Raw genomic sequence first — 21,666 nt, 5'->3', positions numbered from 1 at the left:
TTTAGAATAAGGGTTTTTAAAAAGTCATTAAATTTCAATTGTTTATTTTGAAACTTTAATTTGGCATTACCGTTGCACCTCCAGTGTACTACTTAGTGGTAAGTACATAAGCATTTATCAACGATATTTAGCGAGGAGGTACACAGTGAAGGGGTCATTTTCAAATCAAGCGCTTACTAAAGCAAAGGGTTTTACTTTAAAAACTGCATTGTTTATTGGCATGAGCGGCTTATGCTCAGCACCAACACTCGCTGCCAATGAGCTTGAAAGTGTGGTACTCGCTAACTCTTCACTAACTACTTACAACTCACAAAAGTACGTGCAAGCAGATGACACCTACTACTTTGACCAATATTCAGCGCAGTTAATTGAACGTACAGAAAAAGCCATTAATTGGTATCAAGAAATAGTTAACAAAGGTGGTTTTACACACTTATATAACGATGAATTGCTTGAACTAGGCAGTAATAATAAACAGGTGAGCTTACTTGCACAGCGTTTATATCAAGAGCGTGACTTAAAAATTAACGTGTGCGACGAAGCTATATGCACGTTTGATAAAGATATAGAGCAAGCTGTTAAGCAATTTCAAAGCCGCCATGGTTTAAAAGTTGATGGCCGAGTGGGTAAGCGTACTTTTGCATCGCTTAATGTGCCCGCACAGCAAAAACTCGATAAATTAAAACTTAACTTTTATAGAATAACTAACTTTGCAGGCGCAAGTGATGAGCAGTATGTGTATGTAAATATTCCTGAATACAGCTTACGATTTGTAAAAGCGGGCGATGTAAAATTAAAAAATAACGTAATTGTAGGTAAACCAAGTTGGGAAACACCTGCATTTAGCGACGAAATAGAAAAGTTTGTAGTTAATCCTGAATGGCGTATACCCACCTCAATTGCCACCAAAGAAATTGCTCCAAAGGTAGCCGAGGATCCTGACTACCTTGTAAAAAATAATATTGAAATTAGAAAAAATAGCTACCTAGACTCACAAACTGTTAATCCAAGCAATATTGATTGGGATTCTATTAAGCCCTACCAATTTGATCACTTTTTAGTAAAACGTGCTGGTGAAGAAAACCCCCTAGGGGAAGTTAAGTATTTATTCCCCAATCCCGAAGCAATTTATGTTCACGATACACCTGCAAAGCACCGTTTTAGCCAAGCAAACCGAGCCTTATCGCATGGCTGTATAAGAATAGAAAAGCCTTTTTCGTTAGCGCGTGAAATTATTAAGTACGAAGGAGAAGCGCAAACACTCAATAATATGGACAGCGCACTTGCTCAAAACAGTACTCAGACGTTTTATTTAGATGAGCCTCTTCCTATTCATTTAGTTTATTGGACTGCATGGGTTGACGAAAATAAGCTGGTTAACTTTAGAGATGACATATATCAACGCGATAAAAAAGCACTATTAAAAAATGATGAACAGTCGGTGATTGCCGCTTTGTTAAAAAATAAATAATGAGAGGGTTTATGCAATTTATTCATTATATTTCTATCGCCATATTTACAATTATATTTAGCAATAGTGTATTTGCTGCCGCGCCTACAAAGCCTGCGCATCAGGTAGTTGATATAAAAAACAAAGCCAACTTTGAAGATGCAGAATTTAGCCTAAAAATTAACGATATAGTTATGCCATATTCGGTGTTTTCAGTATTTGTAATGCCCAAAGAGCAAGTTGAGTTTGAAGTGCTTTTTGCGCAATCAAAAAATGCTTACACGCTAATTAACACTCAGGGGAAATCTAAGCTTACAGACAGCAACCGTTGGCAATGGCAAGCACCCAAAGAGCCCGGTTTAACAACGGTAATTATTGAGTCGCCCGATAAAAAACAGCGTATGAAAATCAACGTATTTGTAAAAGTACCGGCAGACAATGTTGAAGGAGGAAAGCTCAAGTATTACCACATTGGGCACTATCCTAAACCTTCACAGATTAAAGACGCTTCACACTACATAGTGCCCGATGGCTTTGTTAAGGTAACGCCTGAAAATGAAAACGTAAAAATATCACCTCACTTTTCACTAAAAGAATTTGTTAGTAAGCAGCGAAGTAAGTACCCAAAGTATTTATTTTTACAAAATAAGTTGTTACTTAAACTAGAAAAAATACGCAAAGAACTGATTTTAGAAGGTATACCGGTTAGTAATATGGTGGTTATGAGCGGTTATAGAACTCCGTACTACAACAAATCAATTGGCAATGTAAAACTTAGCCGACATGTATTTGGTGATGCTGCCGATATTTTTATAGATAACGATGGCAACTATCGTATGGATGATATAAATAATGACGGTAAGCATTCAATTGGTGACGCTAAAGCGATGGCCGATATAGTGGAGTCGTTAGCTAGACGTGAATCATTTAAAGGTTTACTAGGTGGTTTAGGTATTTATGGGCCTAAGTCGCACAGAGGCGCATTTATACATGTTGATACGCGTGGTTTTAAAGCGCGATGGGTGAGTAAGTAATTGCAACGGCTACCTCATTTAGTATAAAGCTAAACTAGTTAAGTCTAATTGTATAAGAGATTAGCTAAGCCAAGGTAGGGGCTTGGTTTTTATAAGCCCTTTGTTTTATACCCATTTTATATCTTTACTGAGCTAGTCTTTTTTACTTTAAACTGAGGCGCTTATGTGAGCTATAAACATGGTGTGTATCAGCCGCTTTCCAATATTTAATTATTTTATTTTGTACGAAAAGCTTTAAATATAAAGGCTGCATCAGCAGCCTTTATATTATGCTATTGCAGCATAAACGTTTCGTATTCTAAATCTTCAAATTGTTTGGAAAGCCAAAATAAGCCAACAACAGAGGTAATAATAGTTGAGAGTGCAAAGCCGTAACCATAAAACTGCGGCCCAAAAGCGATTGATAGCAAAGTTAAAACAACGTTTATTACCAAAAATAGCCCCGCTAAAAATAGGACGGTTGAGCGTTTATCTAAATAAAACAAAATATTTAAAATAGACAAAAATATAACTTGTACACCCACACCAACTACATCAATAAATAAAAGCGTTTTATAGTTTGGATCAATACCAATAAAGGTAAGTATTTGCTCGCCCCATAATAATAAGCAGGCAACGGTAATACCTTGAATTTTAAATATATCGTATAAACCGGCACGTGCAGTTTGGATCATATTGTCTTTTAAATAGTAAATCTCTTCTAACGATGAACCCTCTCGAATAGCTGTGTAAAAACGGTCGTATTCTTCTACAAAGTCGGTTTCCATTTTTACTAAAAATACTGCCATACCGGGAATAATAGACAAATAGGCTAAAAATATAGGTAAGTCGTAAATTGGGCTGGCTCGTAACGTGCCAATAATCTGAATTGATGTGCTTGGTGAATACCAAAAAATGATTTTATCAGCCCACACACCAATGTTATAAAACAGACCACAAAAGAATAGGCTGTAATACACTTTTTTATTGCTTAAAAAGTCAAAGCTTATAAGTTTTTCACCTGGGTAGCGGCGAATAATCATAAACAAAAAGCTAAAAAAGAGCAGAGCTTCGCCTGCAAAAAACGCAAAAAATAAGCCGTCTAACTGCCAGTCTCTTAATAAATATGCAAGCAATACCATAAAGGCGTAACCACTTAGCATGGTTATTAAAATTAACCGGTATTCTTTCATACCTGATAGAAAAATAGCGCCAAGCCACTGATTACATAAGCTTACAAAGGCACCTAAAATTATAATCTTAGTAACAACGGGTATAGGGAGCATAGGCCATACAGCCAAGCCTACCAATAACGCGGCTATTGTTGTTATAAGTTGCGCACCAAGTAAATTAGGCAGTACCTTTGCCTCTTCTTTTTGAAAAAATAAATCGGCAATAAATCGAGTTAGTAATAACTGCAAACCACCCGTTAAAATAAGTGAGGCGGCCATCATGTAGGTAACAAGCGTTAAAAATTGAATAATAAGTACTTTAGGTAATACAATTCCTAAACTTAAAATACCAATAAGCATTAACGCTACAATAGAGAGCAACCAAGGCCCTGAGCCTATTAAACCTGCGTAGCCGTATGCTTCAAAAACTGAGAGCAGGGTATTTTTTTTGAGAATTTTTCGTATCTCAAAACCTATTCCAGCCATGCTATTGTATCCTTATAAAGTTTATCGTAACGGGCAAACATGTGGCTCTCGTCATAAAATTTTTGTACGCGGTCTAAACCACTTTTTTGATACTCAAGCCAAGTTTGCTCATTTGTTAGCATGTTTGATATTTGCTTTGCTGTTTCGCTCGGAGAAGCAATTGGGACAACTTCACCGGCTTTACCTAACGCTTTATCTTCATCGGTTCCGCCTTCGATTATTTCGCGGCACGAGCCAACATCACTAGCAAGTACAGGCACACCAGCCGCCATTGCTTCTAAAAGCACTAAAGGCTGCGCTTCAGAAATCGAGGTTAAAGCTACAATTCCGAGCTGAGGCAAAATTTTAGTAATATCTTGCATACCTAAAAACTTAACACTGTTTTGTAAATCAAGGCTGCCTACCAGTAGCTCACACTCTTTGTAGTATTGTGGATCTTCTTCGAAAGGGCCGATGATCCAGCCTTCGACCTCTGGTAATATCGATTGCGCTTCTTTAATCGCACGTATAAAGGTTTTAATATCTTTTATAGGCACTACACGTCCAATTAATCCAACAACCGGTGGTATCTGTTTTGGACGCTGATCAAGCGCTTCAATAAAGCGCACTGTTTTAATGCCATTAGGCACAACAAATGCTTTTTCTGGCGCTGCACCATCTTTTATTTGGCGCTGCCTGTTACCATCGTATAGCGAAATGATCTTATCTGCTTCTTGGTATGTTGTTCGGCCAATTTGCTCAAAAAAGCTGATCCACATTCGGCGAATAAAGCCCATCTCGGTATTTAAGTTTTTACCTAGGCTTTGTTCTGACTCTTTGATCCAACTGGCTTGAATAAGATCTATTTTTCTCTCTTTGGTGTAAATACCATGCTCGGTCAACAAAAAGGGAGTATTACTTATTACACTGGCGCCAGATCCTAAAATACCCGCATACCCGGTAGATATTGAGTGAATAAGTTTAACTTTAGGAAGCCCTCGTGCAATTTCGGCTATTTTAAATAGCGGCTTATATAAATTGCGATATGACCAAAAAAAGTCAATAAAAGAGGATTCATCACAAAAAGTTGAATAATAATTAGTGAGTACTTGCCATGACGATTCACTATATAAAAAGTCGGCTTCGTTAATACCGTCTTTTTTAGCTAAAGTTTCAAATGCAAACTTTAGTAATTCAGTCGGGATTGGCTCGTTACAATCTCTAAAATAATTTTGTAGTTGCTGCCAAAAATCAAAGAGTTCTTTTTTATATTTAACCCCGTGCTTAGCTTTTATTTCAGAGGTATCATTTTGTACTAAATAATGAATATGCAGCTTGGTAACGTTTTCAGGCAAGGTATATTGAATCTCGCCATAATGCTCTGGCGCTCCACCTATAAAAACAAGCTCAAAGTTATAATGAGGTAACCCTTCAATTATTTGATGGACCCAGCTAGATACGCCACCACGCACATAAGGGTAAGTACCTTCTAAAAGCAGTAAAATGTCTGCATTTTTGTTACTCATGCCAATACTCCTGTAAATGACGTAATTCACTGCCCTTAGGTTGTTCTGGGAGTTCTTTTAAGTAGCGTTTACAGTCGTCAAACTTGTTCATACAAAAGGCAACTTCGGCTTTATAGGGGAGAACATGACGCCTTGCCATGCCCGACTCAGTTGCTTTTAGTAAGTACTCATGGGCTATTTCGTATTTGTTTAAGGCTAAAGATATACGCCCTAAAAATATAAAGGTTGCAGGTGTTTTTACGTGCTCAATACTTTGCTGTGCAAGTGCTTCGGCTTTTTCTAAAACGTATTTACGAAGCGCACCTTGTGCTAAACCTAAGTAGCTAAGTTCCCAATAAAGTTCGGCTAGTTGTTTTTGTAAATTACTTAACTTTGGCTGCTTAGTCGTAATGGCTATTTCTTGCTGGTACAAACTGATTTTTTCGTTGAGTTTGGTTTCTTTACCATCAAGGGTTGAGTAGGCGAGTAGGCGAATATCATCTTCTAAATCTTTAAGTGCTAGCTTTAAAATAGGAATAGCTTGTGAGTCACTCATGTGACGAGCCGCCATTACGGCACTTAGACGTTTATTTGGTTCACTAGCATGCTTCAAAATTGCTTTAAGTCCGCCCATAGAATAGGTCGGGTTTGCTGATATTGCTCTGGCTTCAAAAGGAAGCTCAGGTATTTTATGCTCTTCAATTTCTATGTCATCGTTTTTGAGTGGTTTACACAGAGCAAACGTAAGCGCTACTACAACGCCTATAATTCCAAGTACAGGCAATGTAAACAACAATAAAAACATGAGTAGTAAAGAGCTATAGGGAGTCGTTTTGTATTTTTTAGGTATCAGGAAATAGCTAACAAAAGCAAAAAGGATGCTAGCAATAGCATGCAATAGTATAGCTAAAAACCAATCAGGTGTTTCCAGTACTTCTATTAGTGCAAAGTACTGACAAATACACCCTAAAATAGCCGCTACAATAATTATAATCATGAAAGTGAAACCAATCTCTTTATGTCATCTGAGCTTATTGGTAGTGCAAGTTGTTGCTCAATAACAATATCAAGCTCAGCTAAAGTGCTACCAGTGCGCTCTTTACACCAAGTGTTCATTCGGGCAATAAAGCCTGCTTTTTCAAGTTCATCAGCTAATGGCATTAATAGCAGTAATATCTGATTTTTATCATCATATAAATAAATGTCTAAACCACGGCGGGCTTCACTTAAATAACTCATAAGTTGAGTCGATTTATCAGTAATATTGTTGGCTTTTATTTTTAGTAGCTGCGATGGAATGTTGTATCGTTTTGCTTCTTTATTTGCGCGCTTAACTTGGCGAATAAAGTATGGAGACTCTTCATACGTCATTACTGGGTTTGTTATTTCATGACGAAGTAAATCGCCTATATGCCCAGCCATTACAGCAAGTAATGTTAGAGTTGTATTTTTAAGCGCAAAAAATTGTATTCTTTCAACCAAAATAGCGCCGTAAATAGTATTGTTTACGTCGATAAGTGGGATTGCCATATGGTATTTACTTATACCCGATGATGCTTTTTCGTCTTTTACCGATACTAATTCCTTTTCTTCGATCATCGCTAATATAAGAGGATCGTTTTTAGCTATTTGACTCATTTTACCTATAGAGGCAAGTGGTGGCTCTAAAACACTGTCGTTTTCAACTTTATACAATCCTGCTCTTTCTAGCGAACCGTACTCAACAAATAAGTCGATTATTTTTTGCGCTGCGCTATCAAGTCTTCTTTCTTTTAATAGCCCGATAGAGGTTCTTACTGCTTGTAGCGATTCACGTAAACTTAACGTATGGCCAGCTAGCATTTGCTCAATTCTATCGTGAGATGAATTAATTAAATGATACTGACGAGTAAATGTTTCAAGACGATCTGTTACGTACTCAAGCTGAATACTTTGCTGTTGATTAGTACGCTCCCACACATCCCTAAATTCGCCTGTGATCATAATTACAATAATGTAGCCAATCATAGCGTCAATATTGAAGTCGCTTTGCGATAATAAAATATTTGCTTGAAGTAAAAAAAGTTGGCCAACAAGCAAACATAAAATACTAATAAAGCCTTTTGAAAAGCCATAGCGTAAAGAAACTAAAAGTGGGCCAAGTACAGGCCACGAAAACCCTCCCTCAGTCCAAAATGGGTCCTGTGCGTTAAATAATATAGGCAGCCCTAAAGCAAGCGCGGTAAATATAAATACCTCAGCCCATATTTGTAGCTCAGGAACGTCTCTTGGTCTAAGGAAATGTGTTTTCACTCACTAACCTCTATATAAGAAATTAAATCGGCAATCACATCTTGTGCTGTTGCTGCAATGCTATCGCGGCCCCAGCCACTTTTAGCAATAGTACCTGTCCAAACTGGTGTGGTTTGTCCATTTACAGTGAGTGATAATGTAAGTGCAACAACAGGTTCGCCATCAAGCCCTGCTTTATAGCGCCACTCTTCAATGCTGCCTGTTAGTACATAGTCAGCTTGTTGAGTGCTTAACCATTGCATAGCATTGTCTAAACGGTATTGATCATCCAGAGGTGGAAGCTCTTTGCTGTTTACGCGAGGTGCACGTATTAGAGTTGGTAATTTATTTTGTTGCCAAATGCTGGCTAAAATATCTTCAGCACGCTCACCGGCAAGCGGTGTTTGAGCATGATTAACAAGCGGCATTAGTGCCACTGTTTTTGAAGGGCTAAGCTCTATATCATCAGCAACTCTGCTGGTGGTACATGCTGATAATAGTAATACCAAACACGGTATAATTAAACGAAACATACTCTCTCCTAACATTAAAAATGTACGTAATAACCTAATTGTAATTGTGTATCTGAATTACCCACTTTATTACTACTTTGGTAACCCAGCTGTAATTTAAATAAATCATCGCCCAGTACAGACCAACCTGCGCCACTTGAAACTGATACATCTACTGTATCGTTAAGTGTTTGATAGCCAGTACTTATATCAAATAACCACGAAGGGCTTGCGCCTAAATAAGGAGGTTCTAATGAGCCAGTTGAAGCAAATGAGGTCCCTAGTGCAAAACGTCTAAATGGTTGAAGGTCAACTCTTAGCGGTCTTCTGCTTGCATCTGTATTTATTAATGCATTAACACGTTCAAAGTCTTGCCATTGCGCACTAAAATAAGCGTTCCAAATTGGGCGGTCTTTTAAAATGCTGTATTGGTAACGAGCATTATATTCTTGGCCGTTTATTAGTGAGCTGCCATCGCTTCTTCGAGAAAAAGACATCGCTGCTGCTGATAGCTGTACGTTTTGTCTACCATCAATATTGTAGTTAACATAGGCCGTGGCTTTATCTAGCTGAGCATAGCTAAGTAGTGCTTCTGATTGGCGGTTTTCAACATTATATTCAAGCTTTAAACCTACCTGTGTTCGTGAATCCCATTGATAACGAGAGTCTAAGCTAATACCTTGGCGGCTAACTAAGCTGCCTTGGTGCGAATCTATTTTTGCATCAAAATACCAACGACCAAAGGTCATTTTATCTTCTATCGCAAACAGTAATCCGTTGTTATCAAGGTTTTGCTGATTACTTAAACTTAATTTCCATTGCCCATTAGCATAAGGAAAATAAACGTTTACATCATACTGGCTACTGTTTAAACCAGCCTCTGGCGATAGGTTAATTTCAAGCGCTCTAAAATAGGATGAGCGTGCATTTCTAAGTAAACTCAATTGCGATTGACTTGGTTCTTCAGTGAGTTCTTCGTACCAACGTTGCATGGTGGCATAGGGTTGTTTTAAATAGAGTAGGGCGTTTAGCTCATCTAATTTGCTTAGTGAACCCTCAGCTATAAGCTGTTTCGCTTTATTAAACTCGCCGTTGGTCATATAAAGTTGTAGCTTTTGCCATGGCTCTAATTTTTGTGCAGCCCTGCGCGCTAACCACCAGTTTGTTTGAGGTTCACCAATAGTGTCGGGGGCAAGTTCTTCCATTGTGTTTAATTGCATTAAATGAGGAACTGCCATCGCGCCCGCCCAGCGGAACATTAGGCCTCTGTAGGCATATTTATCTTTAGGTAAGTGTTGCAGTAAATAGTGATTAAGTTCAGCAGCATTTGCATAATATCCAAGTTGTTTCATTACATCGGCTAAGTTAACCAGTGTTGTTAAGTCACTTGGCTCTGCAATGGCCAATTTACGCAAATAAAAGTAGGCACTGTTATATGATTTTTCATAAATAGATAGGCTAGCTAAGAGCTGCGTCCACGCATAGGAAGTGTCGCTTTGAGAATAGCGCGTTAAAATGCGGCCAATCAATACAGTGTCATGCATTTGCAGCGCTAACCAACCTTGTGCAAGCACAACATCAGAGTCATATTCGCTTAATTTAGCAGCGCGGTTTAAAGTTGTATAAGCTGAATTTAAATCACTTTGGTTTTGATACCAATTAGAAAGAATTAACCAAGCAGGATAGAGAGCTTTATTATATCGTTGTTTATCAAGTTCAGCATGAATACGTGCAACTGATTTAGCATCATTTACTTGTGTGCTTAATAATGCAATTTGAATCAATTGACGGTCAGTTTGCGACTCACTTTTCCATAAATAATCAAGAAGCTCCTGAGGCCTACCTTCAAAGCGCAATTGTTGGTAGTGCAGCATGTCGCCTACGCTTAAAGGGCTTATTTGTTGCAACTGCTCTAATGCATATAGCTCATGAGCTTTGTCTTGGACTCGCATTGCCATGTCTACATTGGCACTCCAAAACTCATCGTCAGAACTTTCATGTTTGTTTTTTAGTACTTGCAGAGCTGTAGAAAAGTCATCTTCTAGCCAAAATGCGCGGGCAATCCAAAGTAAATCTTCTTCATTTTTAGGCCCTTTATATGTAGGCCACAAAGCTCTTAATGCTTTTAAATTACCAGTATCGTGAAGTACTTTTGCTTTCCAATATTGTGATAATGCACTTTTACCATTTATTTGCTCAAAGCGTTCAATATTATTTAACTCTTGCTTTGTGTTACCAATAAATTCGTTAGCTTGCATCCAATTAGCAAAGCCATTTCCTTTTAGATTTCTATTTTGGGCTTTATATTCGTATATATCATTAGCATCTTGGTATAAATATAAAGCGGTGGCATCGTTAATACTATTGGTCAGCATCGCAGGGGTTACAGCTTTGTTAGACATTAGCCATTTAAACTCTCGAAGTGCCTCTTTAGGCTTGTTTTGCCAGCGCTTTATCTTCCAATTTAATAAATGTAGCTCTTTGTCATCTGGGCTTTGTAGTAATAACTTTGCAAGTAATTGCTCAGCCCCTTTTGCATTTCCATTTGCTAAACGCAGGTGCATTGCTTGTGTTAAGTACTCGCTGTTATTTGGGTCGCTCTTTAATAAGCTTTCAATCGCTTGAGCTGCATCTTCTGTGTTGCCAGCCAAGTTTGCTAAATAAAGGGTGCGTTTAACATCGGCTTTGTCACCGTAGGTGTTCCACCATGCATAAGCTTGAATCGGATTATTTGCGCCAAGTGCAGTTTCAATCGCTTTAGCTGCAATGTCAGCATTTATATTTGTTTTATAAATAGCGAATGCTTTGTCAGGTTCCCCTGCGCTTAACCAGTAATCGGCTGCAAGGAGTGGCTGTTTATTTTTTTGATAATACTGAGCAACTTTTGCGTTTAACCCAACGGCTTTTGCAATAGTCAGTATTTGTTCGTTCCAATTTTTATGAGCTCCTATTTTTAATGATAGCTCTTCAAAGCGGTCGTCAACTTTAGCACCACTTGCTAGCCATAATGAGTAAAGCAGCTTTATTTCAAGTGTTGCTTTGCGCTCGCCTCTAGGTAGCTTTTCAAGCTCGTTAGTGGCTTGTGAATACTCACTAAGCCCTATATGTAGCTCAACCAATTTTGCGCGAAGCTTTTCGTTGTCGGGCTCTGCATTGAGTGCTGCATTAAGATAAGATTTCTCAAAGGTATAATCTTGTGAAAGTGCATCATCTTCAAAAAATAAGGTATGGGGAAATAACGCATAAAGTGCAAAACAACTTACAGCTAGTATCGCTAATATTGTTTTTATAGAAATTAACTGAGGGCGCTTTTTAGTATTCATTATAGAGCAGATCCGTTGCAGTTAAGGTAACCATAAAATTGACCTTTTGGCAGATTAAAGTGCGTCACATTAGTGCGTGTTACACCTTTAAAGTGTTCACCCAAATTAGATACAAATTCGCATGAGCGTGCATTAATTAAATCAAGTGAAGCGGGCACCCATGCTTTAAAACTAACCGGTCCGTTAACTTGCCAGTTATCAATAACAACATTTGCAGATGCTAAATAAGGTTTTTTACTATTTTGGCTATGATCAAAGCTAAGGCGAGCTATGTTATTTATAATATGTATGTAGTCACCTTTTTCAGTTACACCAGATACACCTTCACTTTGAGCTATGTTTGGCACATCAAAATCGGTAGGTATGCGCAGAGTACGAATGTACTTTGAGCTAAATAACCATTCATTATTACTGTTTTTTGCAAGTGCAGAAAAGTAAAAGTCTTTTGCTACTTTTGCATAGTGGCTTAAATGCACCGGTGTATTTGGCCTTGCTAAAACATAATCAATGTTGTGTTTAAGAGCGTCTAAGCCCGCAAGAACTTCACCTGAATAAAAGTGATAATAAATAGTGTAAGGTTTTAACCTATATGGCTTTTCTGTTATTTCGAATGTTTCGGTTAAGCGTCTAAAGCCGTAATAAGGGCCATGCCATAAGTTTGTGTACACATTTTCATTTAATATGGGGGCGTAAATTTGATACAGCAAATCTCTTTCAGGGCGACCGATAGGGGAGATGTGAGAAAGGCTTGGGTTATCAGCATTTACATCAGTGTTACCACCGTTGACATTTAACACACCAGCGTCACGAGCAAGTTCAAGTGCTTTTGGGCCAGGTGTTGCATCACCAGACCATAGCATCATTACTGTTTTTTTATTTTTAGGTGCGAGCTTGTCATTAATGTACTTTATCGAGTCGGTAATTTCTTTGTTAAGGCTAATTGTGTTGTAGCCAGGCACGTCTAGATGAAAACCGTAATCTGTGTCGTCTTCATCTATTTTTTTTGCCCAGATAGTGCTGTCCAAAAATAGGGATGACTATAAGTGTGTGAAGCAACTTCTACGTAAGGCAGGTTAAAAATACTACGCGCAATGCCTTCGAGTTTGGCACTTTGTTTAGAATGAATACCGCCTTCTTCAATATCAGCTTGGATCACTGATGACGTTAACGGTAGTTTGTAGTGTTTAATTATTTCATCTCGAATTACTTCTGCTGAATAAGGCTTACCTGCGTAGTGGGCAACACTTGTAAATCCATCTCCATCGATATGCAAAGTAAGCATTCGCCTGCCGCTTTCGGTGGTTGTATCTGGCACTAATATAGGTGGTAATCCCATTGCTTGAGTAAGCAATGTACGCGGATCAATAACCCATTTGCTGCCTTCCATCGGAAATGTATCAATTAGCCAAGGAGCAACTACTACTGCACCATATTTAGTTTTAGCAGCTTGTACAACTATTGTGTCATCCGATGATTTTATTGTAATTAAAGGAGTCGCATCAGTTGATAATTTGAGTAAGTATGGTTTAACAATAGGGGGAGGTGTTGTGGACTCCCCTTTAAGCCAAGGTGCAAAGCTATCTTGTTTATATGGACCTTCAGGTAGTGTGTTTAAAGACTCAATACCTAAGCTTAATAATAATTTAGTTGATTGTGGTAACTCGCCTAAAATAAGCTCTGGCACCAGACCTAAATTAGCTTCAAGCCAATTGTTTAGTGTGGGTGTGTAAAATGCGTCGCTTGAGGTCCACGAAATAATACCAGCATGTAAGCTAGGATCAACTAAAGGTAAATCGCGCTTTGCCATATCTATGTAATCAGGTATATACCCCAAATACTCAATCATGGTCGCAAGCTTTAAATGTACGGTAGTGTAAATGAGTGGCTTAACGTTACTGTTGTACGGAATGAGGATGCGTCTTGGTACTGGTGATATAGTTGATGTACCCCATGTTTGTAAGTGCCCATCAGTTACCCAGGGAATAAAACCTGCCTGTTTTATTTTTTGCGCCATAGCAAGACGGTTGTCAGGCTGTGCATAATCAATAACTTGTACTTTAAAACCAAGCTTTTGTGCCGTTTTTAATTGTGCACTTAGCCAAGCTTGATCGTTCTCGGTGGTTAATTTGTAGCTATTATTGATTGGGTTGTAATGGCTATATAAACCTTCAGCCACTAAATCACTGGCTAAACCAGTAAGTCTAGGTAGTAACTCAAAGCCTCGGTTGAGGATAAGGTGTTTATTAAACGTGCCAGACAGACTTTTTATAATTGCGACTAAGCCATTTTTTTGTTCTGATTTACTGTGCTTGTCATCTAAAAGTTGATAGCTGTCTAGAGTATCTAAAAACAAGCCACTGAAGCCTCGTGCTTTTAAAGCAGCTGCGTTATTTTGCACACGTTGTTGCCAACGCGTAGATGTTAAATCGGCAATGTGACTATTCCAGTTAGGGTTAACTGCGAGTGAGGACTCACTTTCAATAAACGACTCACCAACACTTAAATAAGCATAAACAGCTATGTTACGCTGTTTAAACCAATTGAGTTCGTGCTCAGTCACAAGGTCAGGCTGAACTACAACGCGAGAATAAAAGGTCATTTCGGCTAATGGCATCGGCGCTGAGTAGTAAAAAGCGATACTATTATTTACAGGCGTTGCGAATGCGTGTGCCGACACTAAAAGTGCAAGGTATAAAATATACTTCATTAATAATTCATTTTTATTAGATTATAACTGTGGCTCAAAGTGATGTGTTCCAATTTTGATCTAGTTGTTTGGTATTAGGAATATAGGACTATTATATGTTAATGGAAGTTTGATATCTATATATTCATTATTTATATGAACCTAAAACCAATACTAACATGGCTAATGACTTAACTCATTACATACGAAGCAATTGGGCCGCTCAATACGCTATCAAATTAATTTTAGATCAATACAGTCGTTAGAATTTTGAATATAACAAAAAGGGTGGTAAATAATATATTGATTAATACAAAGGTCGCAGTGTTTTTAGTGTTCAAATACCTCCCTTGTGACTATAATATCAGCACGCAGAGCATGGTATGAGTATACTCCCACCAAATTTTTTATTTACTATGTTTTAAACCCAATAAAATATAGTAAACAGTCGTAATTTAACTTTGGCAATTGTCGTTATATATGCATTTATACACCCCGGAGAGAAAATGAGTAATTTAAGCTTGAAAAACAAATTGCTGTTACTAGCTATTTTACCGCTAATGCTACTTTTGATCAGCTTAATGCTGAGTTCTTATTATTTAGAGAATAAAAATCAGCAACAAAATTTTGAAGCATTTCAAACTAAGTTAATAAGTGACAAGCAAACGTTACTAAGTACCGAAATTGAAATTGCTAGCAAAATTGTTCGTTATCAATTAGCAAATGGCTCTGAGCAAGATGCTAAAAACGCTTTAAGAGACTTAACATTTGGCCAAGGTGGTTACTTTTTTATATACGACACCAATGGCATTAGTGTTTTTCATGCATTACTAGGTGATGCTATTGAAGGGCAAAACAAAATAGGGATGACTGACCCTAACGGTAAAAAAATAATAGTGGGCTTATTAGAGCAAGCTAGAAAAGGCGGCGGCGCTTTTAACTATCATTTTCAAAAACCAAATACCACAGGCTTAGTTGAAAAGATGGGCTATGCAGCAATGATACCAGGCACAAACTGGATGATTGGTACTGGCGCATATATGGATGATATAGACGCAGAGCTACTTAAATACCAAACAGCAATGCAAGAGCACATGAATGATAAGGTAATGACCTTATTATTAATTGCTTTGTTTTGGGTTGTTTTAACAATTATATGTGCGTTAGTTGCCGCAAATACAATGGTAAAACCAATACAGCGCATGGCGCAAAGCCTTGACGATATTGCAAAAGGTGAGGGCGATTTAACCAAGCGTCTAGACATTGATACTAACGATGAAATAGGTCAGCTTGGCGAAGCATTTAATATGTTTGTAAGTAAGCTACATGGCATTATTGCTAATGTGGTTGATGTAACACACGATGTAAAAACAGCTTCTGGTGACATAAATACACAAACACGATTAATTGAAGACAAGTTACTTAATCACAATCATGAAACAGATCTTGTTGCGACGGCTATTACCGAAATGTCGGCTACTTCTCATGAGGTGGCTCAAAATACAAACCAAGTGGCAGAGTCAACTCAAGCGGCAACGCAAGAAGTTGCTAAAGCTCAAGAGTGTGTTGATATTTCACTCAGTGAGGTTTCAAACTTAATGGGCGAAATTAACCTAGCTGCTGAACAGGTTGATTCACTCAGTGATCAATCTAAAAAGATTAATAGCGTACTAAGTGTAATTGGTGGAATTGCTGAGCAAACAAACTTACTTGCACTTAATGCTGCAATAGAAGCTGCGCGAGCAGGTGAGCAAGGCAGAGGGTTTGCAGTTGTAGCCGATGAAGTAAGAAGCCTAGCAAGTCGTACTCAAGTTAGCACATTAGAAATTAGTGAAATGTTGAGTGAGCTACATAATTTAGTATCAGATGCAGTTGCAGCAATGCAAGCAAGCCAAAGTAGTTGTAATCGCTCTGTTGAATCCTCTCGTGCTATTTCAGAAAGTTTAGGCGCGGTAACAAGCTCAGTTAGATCAATTAACGACATGAGTACGCAAATTGCGACAGCGGCGCTGGAGCAAAGTAGCGTTACAGAAGAAATAAACCGTAATGTATTTGCTATTCAAGAAATAGTTAATGAGCTAACTATTTCAAGTAAAACCACCTCTTCAGTTGGTCAGCATTTAGCTGGGCGTGGTGAAAGCTTAGGACACTTAGTTGGCCAGTTTAAGATTTAACAAAGCTCAAAGCCCTACACTAAAAGCCGCTAATAGCGGCTTTATTTTTGTGGGCGATTTTTTATAAAAATTATTGAATTTTTTGCATGCGTTAAGGTCTATCAGCATGCAAATATACTTATACAGTGGAATAACTATGCAAAACATGCCATCAATTAAACGTTGTACTCGAGAAGAGTTAGCGCCAGAGCAAGATTTGGGGCGTTTAGTCTCTTTTTTACGTTCGAGATTAGCCATTCATGTTGATGCCAAGTTACTTCCTATGGACTTAACTTCTGCGCAATATATTGTGGTTGTACTACTTGCGAGAGAGTCGGTTAATACGCTTGCAGGACTTTGCGAATATATGGTCTATGATCGTGGCGCTATGAGCCGCTTACTAAACCGACTTGAAGAAAAAGGACTCATTATTAAAACGCAATGTGAGCTTGATAAGCGCTCAACTATTTTGTGTTTAAGTGAAAAAGGTAAAGCTCTTTGTCCTGAAATTATGCCTGTAGTGAACGAAGTCTATACGCAAGCATTAAATGGTTTTTCAGAGCCAGAAAAAAACCAAATAATCGACTTACTATTCAAAGCTATAAATAATCTTGATTCACTGCCAGACTCCCCCCAAAAGTAGATTATCAATAAAATAGCGATACTGTTTCAATAGAAAGTTAGCGTGCTAATTAGTTGATCTGATTGTGCGCAGAATCTAACTTTGATAATATAGTTGCCTAGGCAATTAAAGTTATCATCTTGTTAGGTTTGTTATGATTGAAAATAATTTGTTAGTACAATTACAACAGCAATTTCCAGAACATACGTTTATGCAACATCACTTAAGTGTTGTCCATAAGGGACGTTTTGCTAACGCGATTGTGTATCGATATAAAGATAATGAATTTGATTTAATCGTTAAAGATTTTAGCCAAAGCCCCTGGTTTATCCGCAAAACATTTGCACGTATGTCGGTAAATCAAGAGTATAAAGGGTTGAGCCGTTTAGCAGAGCTTAACGCAGTTGCTAACCGCTTTTGTAGATTGTCGCCGATAGCGGTTGCTTATAACTATATTGAAGGCACGCCACTGCGCGCTTTAATTCATGAAGACAAAACACTACCTGTTAACTTTTTTAGTGAGCTTGAGCGTCAAGTAGCAAAAATGCATCGCAAAGGCATCGTGCATTTAGACTTGCGTAATATGGGTAATATTTTATGCGGCGCAGACGGTAAACCTTACTTTATTGATTTTCAGTCCACTATTAGCTTTTCTCGTTTTCCACGTTGGTTGCAACGCTTTATGCGAGGATCTGACATGTCAGGCGTATATAAAGCATGGAATAAATTGGGTGAGCAGCCTCTGCCACAAAAAAAGCAAGACTATTTAGAGCGCTTTAATCACGTGCGTAAACGCTGGATTTTTAAAGGTTACCCAATACAGCGAGGCTATGCGTGGGGCGCTGCACTTATTACTCAATTTGTAGATTCTGACTTAGTACGAAATATTACTGATAGACTTTAATTTAAAGCATAAACCGTAATTTAAAAACACCTAATTCATTGTGTGATTTTGCCCATATTAGCCTAGCTAATATGGGATTTTTTTTATTATAATTAATCCCTTTGGTTTGCTTACTTGTTGTTTAACCCCTCAAAAACAATTCCTTTTACTGTTTTTTTAATTTTTTAAAATAAATATTAGTACTGCATTTAGTTTGCCCATACAATGCGCAAAAATAGCTTGCGCATGCTTAATAAGTTCACGTTTTTTCTGCAATTTTTTATTGTTCAAGTAGACTATAAATAATGTGCGCTTTTAAATTTTAAGGTTTTAAGATGATTGAGTATCCGGTAGACCAACTTCCACAGCTCATAAATGATTTATTGCAATGCGATACAACAGAACGCAAAAATAAATTATTAGCAGATGCGCAGTTAACGCTTTCAACAGAGCACCTGTCATTACTTTTTGAGGCGATACCAAAAGAACAACGACTTGAAATTTGGCAGTTGCTTGATGAAGACACGCAACACGAAATTTTTGTTAATTTAAGTGAAGATAGTTGTTTGTGGTTGCTGCAAACGCTAGAAGACGCTGAGGCTTTTAAACTTCTTGATGAAGTTAATGTAGAAGAGCTACTGGAACTTGAAGAAGTTATACCAGAGCGATTTGTTGAGTATGCAAAAAAGCAACTCGATGAAGCGCAAACCAAACAATATGATTTAGCGCAGCAATACCCGCCAGAACAATTAGGTCACTGGTTAGGTTTTGACTTTTTAAAAGTATCGGAGAAGCTAACAGCCGGTGGTGCTAAAAAATTGCTACATAAAGGTTTACCGCAATACAGTGAAGTTATTTATTTAGTAAGCCGCAAGGGTAGTTTAATAGGTGAGGTTGCGGTAAATGATTTAATAAAAGCCAGCGACACCGATAACTTAATGACATTGGCAAATCATGACTTTTCATCACTCCATGCTGATGATGATTTATATGAAGCGGCAGAAGTGGTGATCCACAGTGAAAAAATGGCACTGCCAGTGGTTAATGCTGATAATAAATTACTTGGGCGATTAACCATTGCCTCTGCTTATGAATTACGACAAGAAATTGCTGATGAAGCAGCCGCTAAAGCCGGTGGTTTACGTGAAGACGAAGACCTGTTCGCAAGTGTGCGAAAAAGTGCTAAAAACCGTGGCATATGGTTAGGTATTAATTTAGCTACTGCCTTTTTAGCGTCGTGGTTTATCGGTTTATTTGGCGCAACGATAGAACAAGTTGTAGCACTAGCTGTATTAATGCCAGTGGTCGCTTCTATGGGGGGAATTGCTGGCAGTCAAACATTAACCGTTATTGTGCGAGGTTTAGCGCTTGGACAGGTTACAGATTCAAACCGTAATGCGCTGCTTAAAAAAGAGCTGCGTGTTGGCGCTGTAAATGGCTTGGTATGGGCGTTTGTAATAGGCCTACTAACCTTTTTATGGTTTAACGACTTAATGCTTAGTATTACGATTACGGTAGCCATATTATTGAATTTAGTCGCTGCGTCACTAGCGGGTGTTGTTATTCCGTCTATTTTAGACAAAATGAAAATTGATCCTGCGTTATCTGGCTCGGTAATTTTAACTACCGTTACCGATATTGTTGGGTTTGTTACCTTTTTAGGTTTAGGCAGTTTATTGCTTTTATAAGCCTTATACCAATTCGCTTAATTAAGTGAATTGGTATTACTAACAGGAAAATACAATGACCTTTGAAGTCATGATTTGGTGTGCAATTGCTTTGTGTATTTCACAATCGGCAATATTTTCGGGCTTAAACTTAGCGTTTTTTTCACTAAGTAGGCTTCAGCTTGAAATGGAAAGTGCAAAAGGGAACGAGGCGGCCATAAAAGTAATGGCCCTTCGAAACGACTCTAACTTTTTATTGTCGACTATTTTGTGGGGCAACGTAGGTATTAACGTACTACTTACACTACTTTCTGATTCGGTATTAATGGGCGCAAGTTCGTTTTTATTCTCAACTATCGCAATTACTATTATTGGTGAAATAACACCACAGGCTTATTTTTCGCGTAATGCGTTAAAAATGGCGAGCCTACTTTCGCCGTTAATTAAGTTTTATCAGATTCTGTTTTATATAGTTGCTAAGCCAACGGCTTTAATACTCGATGCATGGTTAGGTAAAGAGGGGATTACGTATTTTGCTGAAAGTGAGCTCAGGGGTATTATTCGCAAACACATAGAGGCTGAAGAAGCTGATGTTCAACACGTTGAGGGAATAGGCGCGCTTAACTTTTTTAGCTTAGATGAAATAAGCGTAACCAAAGAGGGTGAGGTAATTGATCCAGACTCTATTATTGCTTTGCCTACTAAGCTTGATTTGCCTATTTTCCCAGACCTTACATTAACAACTGATAATGAGTTTTTACGCAAACTACATAAGTCAGGTTATAACTGGGTGATCATTACCAATGAAGACGGTTGGCCTTTATTAGTGGTAGATGCTGACGGCTTTTTAAGATCAGCGTTATTTGAGCCAGATACGTTTGACCCTTATCATTATTGTCACAGACCTATAATTGTTGCTGATGAAGCGATGCGTTTGAGTGAAGTGATTTTAAAAATACGGGCTAATCATTCTTTAGATAAATCGTTTGATGGGGCCATTGATCACGATGTGGTATTAGTGTGGAGCGACGTGAAACGCATTATTACCGGCGCTGATATATTTGGTCGGTTGCTCAAAGGTATGAGTGCACCAAAACTCGAACTGCATGAAAATACAGAGAATAAAAAGCCGCTATAAAGCGGCTTTTTTGTATTTAGTTGGTGGAGCTTTACGCCCAACCTTCGTAGCGCTTACGACGTGACAGCACTATCGTTAATATAATACCTAAAAACAGGCCTAAAAACGCAATAGCACCACCGTAAGTAAGTAGCTGGCGTTTCTCTTTTGAGCTAGCAGCTTCTTTTTGAGTGCGCTCTTGCTCTAGCGTTGTTTTAAGCTTAGTAATTTGAGCAGATAACTGCAGATTTTGATCTGTTAAAGTTTGGTTTTGTTCTTGTAGCTGTGGAAGTTCTATTTGAGCTTGACGTAGCTTTTCTTGCATAGTGCTCATTTCGCTACTTAGTGTTTTATACTGTTGGTGTAAGCCAGCTGTTTTAGTAATAAACTTAGTTTCTATCCAGCCTTCGCGGTCTTTATCATCTTTAATTTTTATAAAGCCGTTTTCTTCATTTGATAACAAGGTTAACTTTGTTCCAGCATCTACAGAGCCGAGTAGTCGATAATTTTTACTCGCCCCAGAGCGCATAAAAGTGTATAGATTATCGATAATATAAGCGGTGTTTGCATTCGTTGAATTTGCAGGTTGTGCTTCTTGTGCATAACTCATGAATGTGGTGGCTGTTAAAAGTAGCCCTAATAAACAATGTTTTAGCATTTATCTACCTTGTTGATCTAACTGCGTCCGTTATGAACGTGATTTTTATTTCACATAAGTAGTTAGATAGTATGGATTAAATAGATCAATAGCAAGACTGATATTGTAACCCAGTACGGTAACGCAGGAGTAGTTATCGAGTCCACTAGGTTACAAACCTCACGCTGTG

General features: G+C 38.1%; 14 protein-coding genes and 1 pseudogene. 7 read left to right on the top strand and 8 right to left on the bottom strand.

Features of this window, described 5'->3' with window-relative positions; genetic code table 11:
- The first annotated feature begins 145 nt into the window (after positions 1-145).
- Together I6E69_RS11320 and I6E69_RS11315 are read left to right on the top strand one after the other, a co-directional pair.
- Complete coding sequence (locus I6E69_RS11320; RefSeq protein WP_197121279.1) at positions 146-1,471, top strand: L,D-transpeptidase family protein; 1,326 nt, start codon at positions 146-148, stop codon at positions 1,469-1,471.
- An 11-nt stretch (positions 1,472-1,482) separates the two neighbouring features.
- Positions 1,483-2,484 carry a D-Ala-D-Ala carboxypeptidase family metallohydrolase gene (locus I6E69_RS11315; protein WP_197121278.1) on the top strand — a complete coding sequence of 334 codons (1,002 nt, stop codon included), beginning with the start codon at positions 1,483-1,485 and terminating at the stop codon, positions 2,482-2,484.
- 272 nt (positions 2,485-2,756) lie between these two features.
- Here I6E69_RS11315 and pelG read toward each other — a convergent pair whose 3' ends face one another.
- The 7 genes and pseudogenes from pelG to I6E69_RS20795 all read right to left on the bottom strand — a co-directional run bounded on the left by pelG (position 2,757) and on the right by I6E69_RS20795 (position 14,418).
- Positions 2,757-4,121, bottom strand: coding sequence for an exopolysaccharide Pel transporter PelG (gene pelG, locus I6E69_RS11310; protein ID WP_010554451.1), 1,365 nt, complete (start codon positions 4,119-4,121; stop codon positions 2,757-2,759).
- Positions 4,109-5,626 carry a GT4 family glycosyltransferase PelF gene (gene pelF, locus I6E69_RS11305; RefSeq protein ID WP_193226202.1) on the bottom strand — a complete coding sequence of 506 codons (1,518 nt, stop codon included), beginning with the start codon at positions 5,624-5,626 and terminating at the stop codon, positions 4,109-4,111. The genes pelG and pelF overlap by 13 nt, the downstream gene beginning before the upstream one ends.
- Complete coding sequence (locus I6E69_RS11300) at positions 5,619-6,602, bottom strand: HEAT repeat domain-containing protein (RefSeq protein ID WP_033020714.1); 984 nt, start codon at positions 6,600-6,602, stop codon at positions 5,619-5,621. The genes pelF and I6E69_RS11300 overlap by 8 nt, the downstream gene beginning before the upstream one ends.
- Positions 6,599-7,897 (bottom strand): PelD GGDEF domain-containing protein, encoded by a 1,299-nt coding sequence (locus tag I6E69_RS11295; RefSeq protein WP_197121277.1) that lies wholly within the window; start codon positions 7,895-7,897, stop codon positions 6,599-6,601. Before I6E69_RS11295 ends, I6E69_RS11300 begins: the two co-directional genes overlap by 4 nt.
- Positions 7,894-8,409, bottom strand: coding sequence for a hypothetical protein (locus I6E69_RS11290; RefSeq protein WP_002958938.1), 516 nt, complete (start codon positions 8,407-8,409; stop codon positions 7,894-7,896). The genes I6E69_RS11295 and I6E69_RS11290 overlap by 4 nt, the downstream gene beginning before the upstream one ends.
- A 14-nt stretch (positions 8,410-8,423) precedes the next feature.
- The gene (locus I6E69_RS11285; RefSeq protein WP_197121276.1) at positions 8,424-11,711 is read right to left on the bottom strand and encodes a tetratricopeptide repeat protein; all 3,288 of its coding nucleotides are present in this window, start codon (positions 11,709-11,711) and stop codon (positions 8,424-8,426) included.
- Positions 11,711-14,418, bottom strand: a pseudogene (locus I6E69_RS20795) (endo alpha-1,4 polygalactosaminidase). Before I6E69_RS20795 ends, I6E69_RS11285 begins: the two are co-directional and overlap by 1 nt.
- A 485-nt stretch (positions 14,419-14,903) precedes the next feature.
- Here I6E69_RS20795 and I6E69_RS11275 point away from each other — a divergent pair.
- The 5 genes from I6E69_RS11275 to I6E69_RS11255 all read left to right on the top strand — a co-directional run bounded on the left by I6E69_RS11275 (position 14,904) and on the right by I6E69_RS11255 (position 20,860).
- Positions 14,904-16,571 (top strand): methyl-accepting chemotaxis protein, encoded by a 1,668-nt coding sequence (locus tag I6E69_RS11275; RefSeq protein WP_002958935.1) that lies wholly within the window; start codon positions 14,904-14,906, stop codon positions 16,569-16,571.
- Between the two features lie 106 nt (positions 16,572-16,677).
- Complete coding sequence (locus I6E69_RS11270; RefSeq protein WP_231619773.1) at positions 16,678-17,193, top strand: MarR family winged helix-turn-helix transcriptional regulator; 516 nt, start codon at positions 16,678-16,680, stop codon at positions 17,191-17,193.
- A 133-nt stretch (positions 17,194-17,326) separates the two neighbouring features.
- Positions 17,327-18,076 carry an RIO1 family regulatory kinase/ATPase gene (locus I6E69_RS11265; protein ID WP_138489524.1) on the top strand — a complete coding sequence of 250 codons (750 nt, stop codon included), beginning with the start codon at positions 17,327-17,329 and terminating at the stop codon, positions 18,074-18,076.
- A gap of 314 nt (positions 18,077-18,390) precedes the next feature.
- Positions 18,391-19,743, top strand: coding sequence for a magnesium transporter (locus I6E69_RS11260; protein ID WP_002958930.1), 1,353 nt, complete (start codon positions 18,391-18,393; stop codon positions 19,741-19,743).
- 55 nt (positions 19,744-19,798) lie between these two features.
- Positions 19,799-20,860 (top strand): DUF21 domain-containing protein, encoded by a 1,062-nt coding sequence (locus I6E69_RS11255; protein ID WP_024598984.1) that lies wholly within the window; start codon positions 19,799-19,801, stop codon positions 20,858-20,860.
- A 31-nt stretch (positions 20,861-20,891) separates the two neighbouring features.
- On the opposite strand, the gene I6E69_RS11250 is transcribed toward I6E69_RS11255, so the two are convergent.
- Positions 20,892-21,497, bottom strand: coding sequence for a TIGR04211 family SH3 domain-containing protein (locus I6E69_RS11250; RefSeq protein WP_002958928.1), 606 nt, complete (start codon positions 21,495-21,497; stop codon positions 20,892-20,894).
- Positions 21,498-21,666 lie beyond the last annotated feature (169 nt).

Origin of the sequence: Pseudoalteromonas sp. NZS100 (assembly GCF_015864815.1) — a bacterium.
GTDB classification, from domain to species: Bacteria; Pseudomonadota; Gammaproteobacteria; order Enterobacterales; family Alteromonadaceae; genus Pseudoalteromonas; species Pseudoalteromonas distincta.
This window is presented reverse-complemented; position numbering and strand designations above follow the sequence as displayed.

Bases quoted from the DNA above. Each gene is read 5' to 3' on its own strand.
- I6E69_RS11315 (WP_197121278.1), top strand. From the start codon at position 1,483: ATGCAATTTATTCATTATATTTCTATCGCCATATTTACAATTATATTT.
- pelG (WP_010554451.1), bottom strand. From the start codon at position 4,121: ATGGCTGGAATAGGTTTTGAGATACGAAAAATTCTCAAAAAAAATACC.
- pelF (WP_193226202.1), bottom strand. From the start codon at position 5,626: ATGAGTAACAAAAATGCAGACATTTTACTGCTTTTAGAAGGTACTTAC.
- I6E69_RS11300 (WP_033020714.1), bottom strand. From the start codon at position 6,602: ATGATTATAATTATTGTAGCGGCTATTTTAGGGTGTATTTGTCAGTAC.
- I6E69_RS11290 (WP_002958938.1), bottom strand. From the start codon at position 8,409: ATGTTTCGTTTAATTATACCGTGTTTGGTATTACTATTATCAGCATGT.
- I6E69_RS11285 (WP_197121276.1), bottom strand. From the start codon at position 11,711: ATGAATACTAAAAAGCGCCCTCAGTTAATTTCTATAAAAACAATATTA.
- I6E69_RS11275 (WP_002958935.1), top strand. From the start codon at position 14,904: ATGAGTAATTTAAGCTTGAAAAACAAATTGCTGTTACTAGCTATTTTA.
- I6E69_RS11270 (WP_231619773.1), top strand. From the start codon at position 16,678: ATGCAAATATACTTATACAGTGGAATAACTATGCAAAACATGCCATCA.
- I6E69_RS11265 (WP_138489524.1), top strand. From the start codon at position 17,327: ATGATTGAAAATAATTTGTTAGTACAATTACAACAGCAATTTCCAGAA.
- I6E69_RS11260 (WP_002958930.1), top strand. From the start codon at position 18,391: ATGATTGAGTATCCGGTAGACCAACTTCCACAGCTCATAAATGATTTA.
- I6E69_RS11255 (WP_024598984.1), top strand. From the start codon at position 19,799: ATGACCTTTGAAGTCATGATTTGGTGTGCAATTGCTTTGTGTATTTCA.
- I6E69_RS11250 (WP_002958928.1), bottom strand. From the start codon at position 21,497: ATGCTAAAACATTGTTTATTAGGGCTACTTTTAACAGCCACCACATTC.